The sequence below is a fragment of the Desulfosporosinus sp. Sb-LF genome (assembly GCF_004766055.1).
Classification (GTDB): Bacteria; Bacillota; Desulfitobacteriia; order Desulfitobacteriales; family Desulfitobacteriaceae; genus Desulfosporosinus.
In genome coordinates this window covers 1-14,426 of the sequence record NZ_SPQR01000009.1, presented here as the reverse complement: position 1 = coordinate 14,426, position 14,426 = coordinate 1, and the positions used below count along the sequence as shown (strand labels likewise).

Sequence of the window (14,426 nt, the reverse complement as noted above, 5' to 3'; positions counted from 1 at the left end):
CGTAGGAGGTATCATGGACGCGAAGAGATAAGTTTCAATCACGGTTGAAACAAGATTTGTCATGCGAGGTCGGCTACTCAAATAATGGGTAGACTCCTACTCGATTATCAAAAAGACGTGTCGCAAAGGTTTCAAAATGAGAAAATCCGTCCTAAAAGAAGAAAAGCCCTAAAACCGTCTAAGTTACTGAATATTCCATTGGTCTCTCCAAAAAAAGGATTCAAGAAAAATATGAGATAATACGTTGTTCAAACGTAGGCCTCACATCAAGAGAGTGAGGCCTACGTTTTTTAACTATTTGGTTTTAATTTTGGAATAATTTTAAAGTCTTTCTATAGAAACAGTCCTAAAATGGGACTGTTTTTATTAATTCCATGAGTTAGAATGGCCTATTTTCATAAATATTACAGATCTTCGTTCGAAAATGAGACGAGTTACTTTTTTAGTTTGACCCCCATGCTTCAAATGCCTGCTTAGCAGTACCATTTAAAGTTGGCATAATAATTGCATAAATTAAATCTCAGACAGAGAGCGTAAATCACCTGTTTAAAGAAGATTCAAAAGGTCTGAATTTCTTGAAGGAGGAGCAGAAACGTCTGAGGTCTATGATGTTCTCATTGTTGGCGGCGGTCCGGGCGGGATGACTGCAGCGCTTTACGGATTAAGATCGTATTTAAAAAACAGGGATTTTAGAAAAAGAGACAAAGGTTTTGTGGGGAGTGAGTTACAGTGGAGAGAATATATGATCTGATTATTATCGGTGCAGGTCCGGCAGGGCTATCAGCAGGTATCTATGCAGGTAGGTCAAAGTTGGATACCTTAATTGTAGAAAAGGAAAAGGACGGAGGACAAATTGTTATCACCTCTGAAATTGAAAATTATCCTGGCAGCATAGAGGGCGAAACCGGTCCATCGCTCATTGAACGCATGGTGCATCAGGCGGAGCATTTCGGTACCGCGAAGGTATACGACACCATCGTGAATGTGGAGCTTGAGGGCGAAGTGAAAAAGATCACTGGTAAAAGAGGCGAGTATCTTGCCAAAACAGTTATTTTAGCCACCGGTGCGTTTCCACGCCCCATCGGCTGTCCTGGGGAGAAAAAGCTTGTGGGGAAGGGTGTATCCTACTGTGCTACCTGTGATGGGGCCTTATTTGAGGACATGGAAATCTATGTAATCGGTGGGGGAGATGCAGCGGTGGAAGAGGCTTTGTATCTTACAAGGTTTGCTCGCAAAGTCACCATTATCCACCGGAGAGACGAACTTCGGGCAGCCAAATCCATACAGGAAAAGGCTTTTGCCAATCCGAAAATTGCCTTTTTATGGGACACGGTTATCACAGAACTTAAAGGTGATGGACTACTTGAGAGTATGGTAGTCAAGCATGTTAAAAGTGGTGAGGAGACTGAAATCTTTGCACCGGAGGAGGACGGCGCCTTCGGTGTGTTCGTATTCGTTGGCTTTGTACCCTTAAGTAGCTTGTTCGAAAATAAGGTCAAAATGGACAGTGGCTACATCTTAACCGACGATGAAATGAAGACTAACATCCTGGGCGTGTTTGCCGCTGGTGACGTACGGAAAAAGTCACTTCGTCAGGTGGTTACAGCTGTGTCTGATGGTGCTATTGCTGCAACACAGGCTGAAAAATATATTACCCAATAATGAGGAGAGTTTATCCTAAAAGGAGATGAATCAACGTGATCGTACTAACCAAGGAGAACTTTGAAGAAGAGGTGTTAAAAGCAGAAGGTCTAGTCATGGTCGATTTTTGGGGGCCAAAATGTGAACCGTGCAAAGCAATGATGCCCAGTGTTCATGAACTAGCCGACAGAAACGCTGAAAAAGCCAAATTTTGCAGTCTTGATACCACCAATAGTAAGAGACTAGCCATTAGCCAAAAGGTCTTGGGCTTACCCACCATTCTATTTTACCGAGAGGGTAAAATAGTGGGAGAACTTTGTAAGGAGTTTTCCATTGAAGATGTGGAAGCTAAACTTCAAGAACTAATTTAGGATGGGAGAGAGTGAAATGCTGAAAGGTAAAAAAGTAGCCATTTTGGGTGATCGCGACGGTATACCAGGGCCTGCCATCGAAGAATGTATCAAATCAGCTGGAGCAGACGTGGTATTCTCCACGACAGAGTGCTTTGTTTGAACTGCCGCTGGGGCAATGGATCTGGAAAACCAAACGCGTATCAAGGATTTAGCGGAAAAATACGGTAAGGAAGATTTCATCGTGGTGTTAGGAGGAGCGGAGGCAGAAGCTTCCGGCCTAGCTGCAGAAACCGTATCAACCGGCGATCCTACGTTTGCAGGTCCGTTATCCGGAGTCTCGTTGGGACTCAAAGCTTATCACGTGTTCGAATTGAAGGACCAGGTTGATGCTGATGTCTATGACGAACAGATCAGCATGATGGAAATGGTACTCAATGTAGATGAGATCATAGAAGAAGTGAAAACCTATCGTAAATAGTATTTCGCAAGGGTAATGATAAATGAAGTTTTTTATTTCCATTACCCTTTGCGTAATTTATAGAGGTGATGTAATGAATTTTCCAGTGGTAAAAGGTGCTGCTTATGCTTTAATCCAAGCGAACGACATGCTTGTTCATCATGGTACCACCCAGACATCGGAACGACGTAAGAATGCCGAATCAGATCACCTTCAAGACCTCCCAAAGCACTTAAGAAGCTTTGACCACGCGGTGTCGTATCCACCTAACCAGGTGTACATAGGAAATATATCACCGGATGAGTTGAAGGACTACGCTCGTCCCTGGTATGAACACTTGGATTTGAGTACGAGTCGGGACGGTAAATTTGGTGAAATTATGCCAGAAGATGAATTTATAGGGTTAATGAAAATGGTGGATGTCTTTGATTTGGTCATTTTAGAGGGACAATTTCAGACTGAAGTTAAAGAAAAAGTTGCAAACCATATCATACTCAACAAACTGAAAGGACTGGATAAACTCGAAAAACAACCTGGCATAGCGGAAGAAATTCAGAAGTTAGTGGATAATCATTTAGCCCAGCCGCTGTACTTTAACGCCAAGTTAGTGGGGTGTGTAAAAAAAGCTCATGAGTTTGATGAAGCGTTATCAGACCATGTCATGATGGAAAATCTCGTAAGTAAAGCTTCGGCTGCATTTGCTTTACAACTGCTCTTGATGAAAACAGATTTAAAAGCAGAAGAAGTCGAATATCTCATCGAATGCTCAGAGGAAGCGTGTGGAGATATGAACCAACGTGGGGGCGGAAACTTTGCCAAAGCCATTGGAGAGATGTGTGGTTGTGTAAATGCTACGGGCTCAGATACCCGGAGTTTTTGTGCTGGACCTACTCATGCACTCATTGAAGCAGCTGCCCTAGCTCAAAGCGGAATTTATAAAAACATTGTCGTCCTAGCCGGTGGTGCCTCCACCAAACTCGGGATGAATTCTAAGGATCATGTTAAAAAGGGACTGCCTGCTTTGGAAGACATGCTTGGGGCCTTCGCGATTCACGTTGCTGAAAATGACGGTATCAACCCCGTGATTCGTACCGATGGGGTTGGACGACATAAAATTGGCTCAGGGGCCTCTCCTCAGGCTGTAATGACGGCCATTGTGACCGATCCACTGGACAGGATGGGGTATAAGATTTCCGAAGTCGATCGTTATGCGGCTGAATTGCAAAACCCGGAAATTACTGAACCGGCTGGAGCAGGCGACGTGCCCCTTGCCAACTACAAAATGATCGGGGCACTGGGAGTTAAACGAGGGGAATTAGAAAAGGGAGATTTAGCGAAGGTTGTTGCGGGATTCGGCATGCCTGGATTTGCCCCAACTCAGGGCCACATTCCCTCGGGAATTCCATTTATTGGTCACGCCCGAGAGATGATCCTCGCTGGAGATATTTCCAGAGCTATGATCATTGGAAAAGGCAGTCTTTTCTTGGGAAGGTTGACCAATCTTTTTGACGGTGTCTCCTTCACTATAGAAAAGAACAATGGAATGCTTGATATCGGATTCAAAAAAGAAGACGTGCGTTTAATGATTGCGGAAGCCATGCGAGATCTTTCTAAGGCTTTGGCAAACGATTGATGATGATATGCATCCCAAAGGGAGGTGAAATTAATCATGAAAAAGGAATCGATTCGTTCGACTATCGCAGATGTTTTTGAAGAAATTGCTCAGCATCTCGAAGCCAATGCTGCTGCCAATTCTTTTGGTAAAAAGGTCAGAGTAGGTCTAACCATCCTCGGAAGTGAACATGGGCCTGAGGAACTTGTACGCGGGGGAGAACTTGCCCAAGCTCTGAATCCGGACATCCAAGTTGTCTTACTGGGCAATGGGGTCCAAACGCACTTGGAAACTGTGGCGGCATCCGATGAAGAAAAAGCCCATGCGCTGATGGATGAAATGTTACTAAACCATACTCTCGATGCTGCGGTAACGATGCATTACAGTTTCCCCATTGGGGTATCGACGGTTGGCAGGGTCATCACTCCGGCTAAGGGGAGAGAAATGTTTCTGGCAACCACGACGGGTACCGCGGCCATAGAACGGATACCCGCCATGCTCAGGAATACGATCTATGGGATAGCCGTAGCGAAAGCTTGTGGGAAGACGAATCCCACAGTAGGAATCTTAAATATTGAGGGCGCAAGACAACTGGAAAGAGCCCTAGTCAAGCTGAAAGAAGGGGGTTACCCCATTACTTTCACAGAATCAGCCAGGGCGGATGGCGGTTTAGTCATGCGGGGTAACGACTTGCTCATGGGTGTACCTGATGTCATGGTTCAAGATAGTCTAACTGGAAACGTCTTAATGAAGGTGTTTTCGGCCTGTAATACCGGCGGAAATTATGAAGCATCTGGATATGGCTATGGACCCGGAGTAGGAGAAGACTTTAACCGAATCATTGGCATTATCTCCAGGGCTTCAGGGGCCCCGGTCGTATCAGGTGCTCTTCGATTTGCGGCGGATTGTGTCAAAGGAAACCTGACAGAAACGATTAAAACCGAATTTGCGGTTGCCCGAAAAGCAGGGTGGGAGGATTTACTTGAATCCGTGAGGCAAGGAGGAATGATTAGCAAAAAGGAAAGTAACGTGACACCTCCACTGAAAAAGCCAGTAACCGATGCCATTCCTGGTATTGAAGTAATGCAATTGGAAGACGCTGTCCAGGTGTTGTGGGAAGTCAACATTTATGCCGAGAGTGGCATGGGTTGCACGGGGCCTATTGTTCTAATTGCCCCAGAAGATAGGGAAAAAGCCTTAGAAATCTTGAAAAAAAGTGATTTTCTATAACCCCACGGATGAATTGCGTTGAGAGGGGAAGAGCTTGATTGAAAAACGTGATCATCACCAATAACCCCATCGTCGCCGAAAAACATGACCATGTCCTTTTCCTGGATGGATCAGTGGAAGAGATTCTGATTAAAGTGCGGGATTTAGTCCATGAGGGTTATGAGTTAATCAGTCACCCGTTGCCGGCGAGCCTAAGGATGATGTTCTCTCCATTTCGCTCCATTATTATTGGGAGAAAATTGGAAAGTATGAATTTCTTGGATGCAGAAATCATTGAGGATAGCATTATCAAATTCAAAAATCATATGGATTTTCGTAAAGCCGATACCGTCAATGGGGATGACTACAAAAAGTTAGACCAGCTACTTCTCGAATCAGCCATAAAGGAACAAATGGCAACATGGTGATGCAAGTCAAAACATAGGGAGTGAATAAAATGAAACTGGAAATTGGGCGGATTCATATTAACGATATCCAGTTCGGTAATGAGTGCTCTATAAGTAATGGCGTCTTGACAGTAGATAAGATGGGCTTGATTGCCTATTTAAAAGAAGACGAACGAATCAAAGACGTCATCCTTGATGTGGCTATGCCGGGAGAAAAAGTAAGGATTATTCCTGTGAAAGACGTGATTGAGCCCAGGGTGAAAATTCAAGGGGGCAATAACGGGTTTCCAGGGGTCACTGAGAAGCAGGCTCAGTGTGGGGAAGGAAGAACCCATGTATTATCGGGTTGTGCTGTGGTAACCGTGGGTGATGTGGTAGGTTTTCAGGAAGGCGTTATTGACATGTGGGGTGAAGGGGCTAAATGGACCCCATTTTCCAAGACGAATAATTTGACGGTGGATATTCGTGTGGTCGAAGATCTCGCTCCGCATACCCATGAAGAAACGGTCCGGTTCGCTGGCTTGCGGGCAGCAACTTATATTGGGCAAGCAGGAAAGGATCTCGTTCCAGATGAGGTATTAACCTTTGAAATTGGTAACGTTTTTGAAGAAACGGCTAAATATCCTGAATTGCCCAAAGTTTTGTATGCTGAGATGATGATTACTCAGGGTTTACTCCATGATACCTATATCTACGGTGTCAACGCCCAGACTATTTTGCCGTCTATACTCCATCCTAATGAAGAATTAGACAATGCTGTTATTAGCGGAAACTGTGTTGCAGCCTGTGATAAAATCACGACTTACCAGCATCAAAACAATTCGATGATCCTTGACCTATATGCACAGCATGGTAAGACCATCAATTTCATGGGATGCATCATGGTTCCCGAACATACGACCCTAGCGGGAAAACTCCGTGCCTCCGACTACACGGTTAAATTGGCGAAACTATTCGGTGCGGATGCAGTCATTGTTTCCGAAGAAGGCTACGGAAATCCTGATTCAGATCTACTAATGATTTGCAAGAAATGTGAAAACTCCGGAATTAAAACAGTCTTGATGACCGACGAGTGTGCAGGAAGAGACGGCATGTCTCAACCCTTAGCAGATACAGCAGTAGAAGCAGTAGCAGTCGTATCGGGTGGAAATGTGAGTCACGTGGTTACCTTGCCTCCTGCTGATAAGATCATTGGAAATGCGGCTGCTATTGCTGTCTTGGCCGGTGGCTGGGAGGGTGCTTTGTTGGAAGATGGTACTTTGATGTGTGAATTGAATGCGGTAATAGGTGCCACTTCGGAAATTGGCTTTCACAATGTGACCTGTAGATTGTATTAATCGCAAAGGGGGATATGTGATGTCAGATAAATTTAGAGTTGTTTACTACGTAAACCAATTTTTTGGCCAGGTAGGAGGTGAAGATAAAGCGAGTATGCCTCCCGAGTACAGGCCGGAAACGGTCGGCCCCGCTACAGGCTTTAACACGTTGATTAAAGGAGAGGGCGAAGTCGTTGGCACGATTATCTGTGGTGATAATTACTTTAATGAGAACAAACAAGAGGTAATGGAAAGCATTCTAAACACCATTAAAGAAGCTTCTCCGGATGTGTTTGTAGCAGGACCCGCTTTTAATGCTGGTCGGTATGGAGTCGCCTGTGCAGAGATTTCTATAGCCGTTTCTAAAGAACTAAACATCCCGGTAATAACGGGCATGTACTTGGAAAACCCGGGATTAGATCTTTGCAAAGAGATTGCTTACGTAGTCGGTACGAGTGATTCTGCAGGCGGAATGCGCAAGGCATTACCTATAATGGCTTCTCTAACCTGCAAATTAGCCAAAGGAATCGAAGTAGGACCTCCCGAAGTAGAAGGCTACATTGCCCGTGGCATGAGAAAGACTCTCTTCGTGGAAAAAAGAGGCTCACAAAGAGCGGTAGAAATGCTGATTAACCGCCTACAAGGCAAGCCCTTTGAAACGGAAATGCCAATGCCTGTGTTCGACGTGGTTTCACCGGCTGCAGCCATTAAAGATTTAAGCAAGGCAACCATTGCTTTGTGCACTTCGGGTGGCATCGTTCCTGCAGGAAATCCGGATCATATACAGTCAGCCAGTGCTCAAAAATGGGGTAAATACAACATTAGCCAAATTAATGCACTTGAGGCTCCTTGCTATTATACAACCCATGGGGGCTATGACCCAGTCTATGCTAATGAGATGCCTGACCGCGTTGCGCCTTTAGATGTGTTAAAAGAATTTGAGGCTGAAGGATATATTGGAAAGGTCTTCGACTGGTTCTATACGACCACCGGAACGGGAACAGCTGTCGGTAAATCTGTGGAATTTGGGGTACAAATCGGAGCAGAATTAAAAGCTGCAGGGGTAGATGGTGTTATTTTAACCTCAACCTGAGGGACTTGTACTCGTTGCGGCGCAACGATTGTAAAAGAAATCGAACGATATGGTATTCCTATTGTTCACATGGCAACTATTACGACTATTTCTGAGTCAGTCGGCGCAAACAGAATTGTTCCGACGATAGCTATTCCTTTCCCGGTAGGAAATCCAAAACTTAACAAGGAAAATGAGCATACCCTTAGAAGAAACTTAGTTAAAAAGGCTGTGGACGCTTTGACTATTGAAGTTACCAAGCCGACTCATTTTGAGTAAGTCAATACTATTGTAGAGGACCGGCAGCAAAATTTCCGGTCCTCGAAATTAGATTAATTTGGTTTTTAATTATCAGAAGACGAAGGGTAAAAAAATGGAAGAAAAAATCCTAAAAATGCATTTCAGGGACCGCAGTCTAATGACTGCCTTTATCCTCTTTCTATGGGTAGTTCTAATCTATACGATGACGGTGGTTAGTAAGCTGGCCCCCACAGCAACAGTTCGTCTGATTGCTCTAACAGTCGGAATGATTGCAGGCTTGTCTGTTACCTCTGCTTCCATCGCAGTACTAGCTCACCTAAAAAAGCATCGAAACGAACTCTATAGTGAAGACATCATGGGGTCCAATTCGTAGAGAAATAAATGATCGAGGGCGATAGAATGAATGAAACGCCAAAGAACACCCGGTTGATGGGAATTTTTGATGTATTATTTATTATGATATTATGCTTTGCCACTCTACTTACGACGATGTTGATGCAGGGCGGAGTACTCGTCGGTGATTCTACTTCGGGTATACATTATGTCTTTAAAATCAGCACTTTTCTAGTGATTGTAGCGGGGTTTGTTGGCTACCTCATCTTTATTATTCCTCAAAGTGAAAAAGAGTTAAGAGTCATGGTCAAGCAGGTGTATCTGAACCCCAAGGAGGTAAAAAAATGAGTTTCTGGAGCATCATGAACTGGGTTGCTTGGGGGATGTGTGGTGTAATTTTCCTCCTGATTATGAGTGATTTCATCCTAGTGGAAAAAGAACAAAACGCTAAGAAGTAGTTTCACTTGAAAGTAATAACTTAGCGAGAAAGGGTGGAGGAGGCAAGGTGGAAGAAAAGCCTGTACTAAATCAGACAAGTGACAAGACTAAAGAATCGCATCTTCTTAAAGTACTTGGCCCCATGCATATTTGGGCACTTGGAGTAGGGATTGTTTTAGTCGGTGAATTCATGGGATGGAATTTTACGATTGCTAAAGGGGGATCCTTAGGGGCAATTATTGCCTGTTGGGTTATAGGGATACTCTTTATCGCTCTAGTCATGATAAACACTGAAATTGGATCCGTTATTCCTGAAGCGGGTGGTCAATATGCCATGGCAAAATATATGTTGGGTCCACTTGCTTCATTTAACGTCGGGCTCATGCTCGTTTTCGAATACGTGATGCTCGAAGCAGCAGATGCACTCGTGGTAGGGCAGATCCTTAAATCACTGAATCCTGATGTTCAAGCACTACCCTACATCATTTTGAGTTTACTGCTTCTCACCTATTTAAACTATCGAGGAGTATATGCTACGTTGACCTTGAACTTCTTCATTACAGCCATTGCCTTCGTCACGATTTTCATCTTGCTCCTTGGGACAAAATTTTATGATCCCGCTACTAGCCTCCTTCAGATTAAGCAACTTACAGATGGACTGCCCTACGGATGGGTAGGCATCATCGCTGCCTTACAATTCGGAATCTGGTTCTATTTGGGAATTGAAGGGACTGCTTTGGCGGCAGAAGAATGTCGATCCACTAGTCGAGCACTACCTGTAGGAACTATGGTAGGATTAGTCACCCTAATTGTGGGTGCCACTACAACTTGGTTTGTATGTTCTGGTATGGTCGGAGCTGAAAAATTGGGGAAATCTGTATTTCCTTTATATGATGCGGCCTTAGCGACAGGGAAACCTTACATCATTCTAGCCCTCTTTATCGGCACCATTCTAGCCTGCCTTGCTAGTGCAAATGGATGTATTAACGATTCCAGTCGGGCCTGGTTTGCTATGTCCCGAGATACCTTAATTCCTGGAGTCTTTGCCGCAACCCATCCAAAGTATAAAACCCCGTATCGAGCCATCCTTTTCCTGCTACCTATTTCAATAGCCTTTGGCTTTACGGGACTTTTGGACCAAGTCATTACCTTTTCCATATTTTCGGCCATAATGGTATACGTACTAACTGCAGTGATGATGTTTAAGTTCCGATCAATGTATCCGTTAGGGACTATTAAGAGAGGGTATACTGCGCCTTGGCATCCCATGCCAGCTGTTATCTTACTGATTCTGGCCATTGCTACCTTAGGGGGGATGTACTTCGGTTACTGGGTAAACATCCTGTCCGGTTTTCTATTCTATATACTCGCCTCATTGTGGTTTAAATTTCACCGGTATAAATTTGTAAATACTACATCGTTTATTAAGGCTGGTGCTAAAAGTTGGCCTAGACCGCGGGGGTACTAATATGATCGAAAGAATTATGGTGAACTTAGATGTTGTGGAGGCTCTGCTGTTCTACTGGCACTCCATAAAAGAGAGGAACAAGGTTTCCGAATTATTCATATTTGACGTAATGGATATGCCAGGATTGAAATATGCCTATGACGACGAATTTACACCGGAGTCTGTACGTAAAGCGCTAAGTGCTATCACAAATCGAGAATCCTTTTCCGGCAAAAATAAAAAAGAAGGTCGTTTTTATAGCAATAACCTATGGATGTTAGAAGATCTCACTTACACTGATAAAATGATTCGGCCGCTTAAGAAACTCAATTTGCAATCTTTAGTAGAGAAAATTGATCCAACTAAAAGCAACAAGCTTTTTAAGGAATTAGAAGTAATTTTTTTGCCCCTTCATCTTGAGGAATATTTCATTGAAAATAATAAGCTCATCATCAACTTCTTTGTTGTGAAACCAAATGATATAAATGAGCAAGTTCATATTGGTGAAAAAGAATTGTTAGCGTATATCGAAGAAAAGCTTATTGAGTTAATTAATCAATAAAGGATAACTATATTCGACTTTTCGAAGTCGAATATAGTTATTGCTTTTTATTTGTAATTTTCAATAAATATATAAATGGAACATATTGGAATATAGCTGCAAAAGGTGTACACTAAGACAATGGATAAATATGGATAGAAGGTGTTATTGGCCATGAGGTTTTTATATCCCACTCCATCCTAATTGGGGGATAAGCTATGCCTATAAATATATGTCGCCTGGAGATAAAGGGAGGTAATAGCTTGAAGAAAAATTACACAAGCTTTTCTAATCTTAAGTCAGTGCAAGATTATATCCAAAGCGTAGCAGATGCATTTGCAGCAGTACTTGATTTCGAAGTAGCCATTGTAGATGAGAACCTAGAGGTCATAGCGGGTACTGGAAAGTATAAAGATCAAATTGGAGTTATTTATGGTACAGGATCAATAAGTTATCAGTTGCGATGCACACAGAAGAGTTTCTTAGTATCCGATCCCATGAAAGGTCAGCTGTGTCAGAATTGTAATCTCAAGGAGACCTGCAAGGTATTGGCGGGCCTGTTATACCCAATTAAGCTTAGAGATAAGGTATTTGGTTCAATCTCACTGTACGCATTCAATGAAACGCAAAAAGAAAATCTATTAAAAGATTTCGCTAAACTCGAAACGTTTTTACAGCATGTCGTTGAATTAATATCAGGAAAACTTAATGAAATGGCACTATACAAACAATCAAAGGAGGTGGCTGAACAATTTAATACCTTGATTAATTCTGTACGTGAAGGAATTGTGGCGGTAAATTATCATGGCAAAATAACCCACCTTAATCGCTCAGCTGAAAATCTTCTCATGGTACAATCTAATCTGCTAAATGGAAGACGGGTTGAAGAAGTCTTTTCAGGAATCAGCATGGGTACGCTCCTAAAGATGACTCAACCTTATGTAGAGCAAGATGTATTTTATAAGAAAGATCAAAAAACATTGCATTTCATGAGTACAATTACGGAAGTCAAGTATGGAGAAGAAGTTGGGGGATTCGTAATTTCTATTCGCTCAATCGGAGAAATGCGTAAGTTGGCTGGGCGTGTTATTCGGGAAGAACGCAAGCATACGTTTGATGGTATTCTTGGCCAAAGCACGGCAATGACTGATATTAAAAAGAAAATGTGTAGAGTAGCGACAACGGATTCAACGGTTCTGATCACGGGTGAAAGCGGCACAGGTAAGGAGCTGTTTGCACGTGCGATTCATCAAGAAAGCATGCGGAAGAATGCTCCTTTTATTGCAGTAAATTGCGGAGCTATTCCCGAAAGCCTACTTGAGAGTGAGTTGTTTGGCTATGAAGAAGGAGCATTCACAGGAGCGCGACGTGCTGGTAAACCAGGAAAATTCGAATTGGCCAATGGTGGAACCATATTGCTTGACGAGATCGGTGACATGCCATTACATTTACAAGTCAAACTCTTGCGCGTACTCCAAGACTTTACAATTGAGCGAGTGGGCGGGATCAAACCTTTAGTTGTGGATGTTCGAATTATCGCTGCCACCAATAGGAACTTGGAAGAGATGATACAGGCAAACCAATTCCGAAGCGATTTATTTTATCGCTTAAGTGTTATCCCTTTCCATATTCCACCTTTGAGGGAAAGAAAGGAGGATCTGAAGTTGCTGATTCACTGTTTTATCCAAAAGTACAATTTGATTCTGGAAAAACATATTCAAGGATATACAAAGGAAGCTCTAACGAAAATGCTCGAATACCCTTGGCCGGGCAATGTTCGGGAATTAGAAAATGCATTTGAGTACTCTGCTAACGTCTGCACTGATTCGTTGATTGATGTAAACTATCTACCTGATCGAATTATTAAACATGCTACGACTATACCAGTGAATCAGCACCAAGAGCGTATTCAATCAATCGCGGATTTGGAGAGAAATGCCCTAACTGAGGCTTTAAATAGGTTTGGTCCGGGCAGCCGTGCCAAAGAAAGAGCTGCGAGATCACTAGGAATGAGTCGTTCAACTCTTTATAGAAAAATAAAGGAGATGGATTTAGAGGATCAGATTAATGCGAAAGGACTTCAATAAAAAAGCCTTAATTTATAGGCGAAAGATAGCAATATAAGAACCTACCCGAGGGGGTAGGTTCTTATATTGTCCATGTCTCAAAATAATAGGATATATTTCCTATAATGACATAAACGCCAATAAGCCATTTATGGGGATTTACCACGCGTTACATCCTAATTTGAGACATCGATTGTTAATAGGCAAATCTATTTTCTGGTTTTAGTGGACTAAGGCAAGAGATAGGTGGTCTAAGGGTTGGCACAATTCTTGCATAATAGTAAAGAAAAGGAAGATTCAGAAATATAAAGGAGTGATCGATCGTGTTTATAGTTGGAGAGTTAATCAATGCGAGCCGCAAGGCTATTCGAGCTGCGATTGAAACACAAGACACAGTGGCAATTCAAAAAGTGGCGGTAGATCAATTAGAAGCGGGGGCCAATTATATCGATGTAAACGCCGGGATTTTTGTAGGTAAAGAGGCCGACTATTTAAAATGGCTTGTAGAAATTGTGCAGGAGGCTACAGAGGGTGCTCCCTGTTGCATCGATAGTCCGGATCCAAAAGCTATTGAAAAAGCGCTTTCCGTACATAAAGGGGTCGCTATGATTAATTCTATCTCTTTAGAAAAAGAACGCTACAAAGCTCTTTTGCCTTTGATCGCTGGTACAGAACACAAAGTTGTAGCTCTGTGCATGAGTGACGAGGGGATGCCTGAAACCACAGATGCTAGGCTCTCCATTGCAGATAAACTTATTAATGGGCTAGTTCAGAATAATATCCCAATGGACAATATTTTTGTCGATCCGCTAGTACAGCCAGTGTCCACGAAAGATGCTTTTGGAATTGAGTTCTTAGAAGCGGTTGAAAAGATTATGACGACCTATAAAGGGGTTCACACCATGTGTGGTTTGTCGAACATTTCTTACGGATTACCCATCCGGAAATTATTGAACCAGTCTTTTGCAGTAATGGCGATTGATCGAGGTTTAGACGGTTTAATCATCAATCCTTTAGATAAGCAAATGATGGCTAATATAATAGCCGCTGAGACCATTGCGGGTCGCGATAGCTATTGTGCTAATTATTTAGGTGCGTACCGAGGCGGCAAATTGGAATAGGCTTTTTCGTTGCGATTGGCATAACATTTGCAAGTAATTACCAATAGATTGATTTGAAAGGGGTTATTAGACCAATGGCAAACTTTGAAGAACTATCAAAAAGCGTTATCAGTGGCAATCTCGCCAAAGTTAAAAAATTAACACAAGCGCTT

General features: G+C 42.8%; 14 protein-coding genes. All 14 read left to right on the top strand.

Going from position 1 to position 14,426, the window contains the following annotated elements; all coding sequences use genetic code 11:
- Nucleotides 1-729 precede the first annotated feature (729 nt).
- The 14 genes from trxB to E4K68_RS14085 all read left to right on the top strand — a co-directional run bounded on the left by trxB (nucleotide 730) and on the right by E4K68_RS14085 (nucleotide 14,274).
- Nucleotides 730-1,662: a thioredoxin-disulfide reductase gene (gene trxB / locus E4K68_RS14150; protein WP_135379590.1), complete on the top strand. Its 933-nt coding sequence runs from the start codon at nucleotides 730-732 to the stop codon at nucleotides 1,660-1,662.
- Between the two features lie 35 nt (nucleotides 1,663-1,697).
- Nucleotides 1,698-2,012: a thioredoxin family protein gene (locus E4K68_RS14145; protein WP_135379589.1), complete on the top strand. Its 315-nt coding sequence runs from the start codon at nucleotides 1,698-1,700 to the stop codon at nucleotides 2,010-2,012.
- A gap of 16 nt (nucleotides 2,013-2,028) precedes the next feature.
- On the top strand, nucleotides 2,029-2,472 hold the full coding sequence (grdA, locus tag E4K68_RS14140) for a glycine/sarcosine/betaine reductase complex selenoprotein A (RefSeq protein ID WP_135379588.1): 444 nt from the start codon (nucleotides 2,029-2,031) through the stop codon (nucleotides 2,470-2,472).
- Between the two features lie 73 nt (nucleotides 2,473-2,545).
- Nucleotides 2,546-4,084, top strand: a complete 1,539-nt coding sequence (gene grdC, locus E4K68_RS14135; RefSeq protein ID WP_135379587.1) for a glycine/sarcosine/betaine reductase complex component C subunit beta — start codon at nucleotides 2,546-2,548, stop codon at nucleotides 4,082-4,084.
- A 36-nt stretch (nucleotides 4,085-4,120) separates the two neighbouring features.
- Entirely contained in the window at nucleotides 4,121-5,293 is a 1,173-nt protein-coding gene (grdD, locus tag E4K68_RS14130) for a glycine/sarcosine/betaine reductase complex component C subunit alpha (RefSeq protein WP_135379586.1), read from the top strand.
- Nucleotides 5,294-5,340: 47 nt separating this feature from the next.
- A complete protein-coding gene (locus E4K68_RS14125) occupies nucleotides 5,341-5,700 on the top strand; it encodes a GrdX family protein (protein ID WP_243450393.1) in 360 nt (119 codons plus the stop codon).
- Nucleotides 5,701-5,729: 29 nt separating this feature from the next.
- A complete protein-coding gene (locus E4K68_RS14120) occupies nucleotides 5,730-7,016 on the top strand; it encodes a glycine/sarcosine/betaine reductase component B subunit (protein ID WP_135379584.1) in 1,287 nt (428 codons plus the stop codon).
- Nucleotides 7,017-7,035: 19 nt separating this feature from the next.
- Nucleotides 7,036-8,346 (top strand): glycine/betaine/sarcosine/D-proline family reductase selenoprotein B, encoded by a 1,311-nt coding sequence (locus E4K68_RS14115; RefSeq protein ID WP_135379583.1) that lies wholly within the window; start codon nucleotides 7,036-7,038, stop codon nucleotides 8,344-8,346.
- 94 nt (nucleotides 8,347-8,440) lie between these two features.
- Entirely contained in the window at nucleotides 8,441-8,701 is a 261-nt protein-coding gene (locus E4K68_RS14110; RefSeq protein WP_135379582.1) for a hypothetical protein, read from the top strand.
- Between the two features lie 26 nt (nucleotides 8,702-8,727).
- Nucleotides 8,728-9,009, top strand: coding sequence for a hypothetical protein (locus tag E4K68_RS14105; protein WP_135379581.1), 282 nt, complete (start codon nucleotides 8,728-8,730; stop codon nucleotides 9,007-9,009).
- A gap of 157 nt (nucleotides 9,010-9,166) precedes the next feature.
- Nucleotides 9,167-10,567 (top strand): amino acid permease, encoded by a 1,401-nt coding sequence (locus tag E4K68_RS14100; RefSeq protein ID WP_243450378.1) that lies wholly within the window; start codon nucleotides 9,167-9,169, stop codon nucleotides 10,565-10,567.
- A 1-nt stretch (nucleotide 10,568) separates the two neighbouring features.
- Complete coding sequence (locus E4K68_RS14095) at nucleotides 10,569-11,108, top strand: hypothetical protein (RefSeq protein ID WP_135379580.1); 540 nt, start codon at nucleotides 10,569-10,571, stop codon at nucleotides 11,106-11,108.
- Nucleotides 11,109-11,350: 242 nt separating this feature from the next.
- Nucleotides 11,351-13,174, top strand: a complete 1,824-nt coding sequence (locus E4K68_RS21470; protein WP_282432994.1) for a sigma 54-interacting transcriptional regulator — start codon at nucleotides 11,351-11,353, stop codon at nucleotides 13,172-13,174.
- A gap of 302 nt (nucleotides 13,175-13,476) precedes the next feature.
- Nucleotides 13,477-14,274 (top strand): methyltetrahydrofolate cobalamin methyltransferase, encoded by a 798-nt coding sequence (locus E4K68_RS14085; RefSeq protein WP_135379578.1) that lies wholly within the window; start codon nucleotides 13,477-13,479, stop codon nucleotides 14,272-14,274.
- The last annotated feature ends 152 nt before the right edge of the window (nucleotides 14,275-14,426 follow it).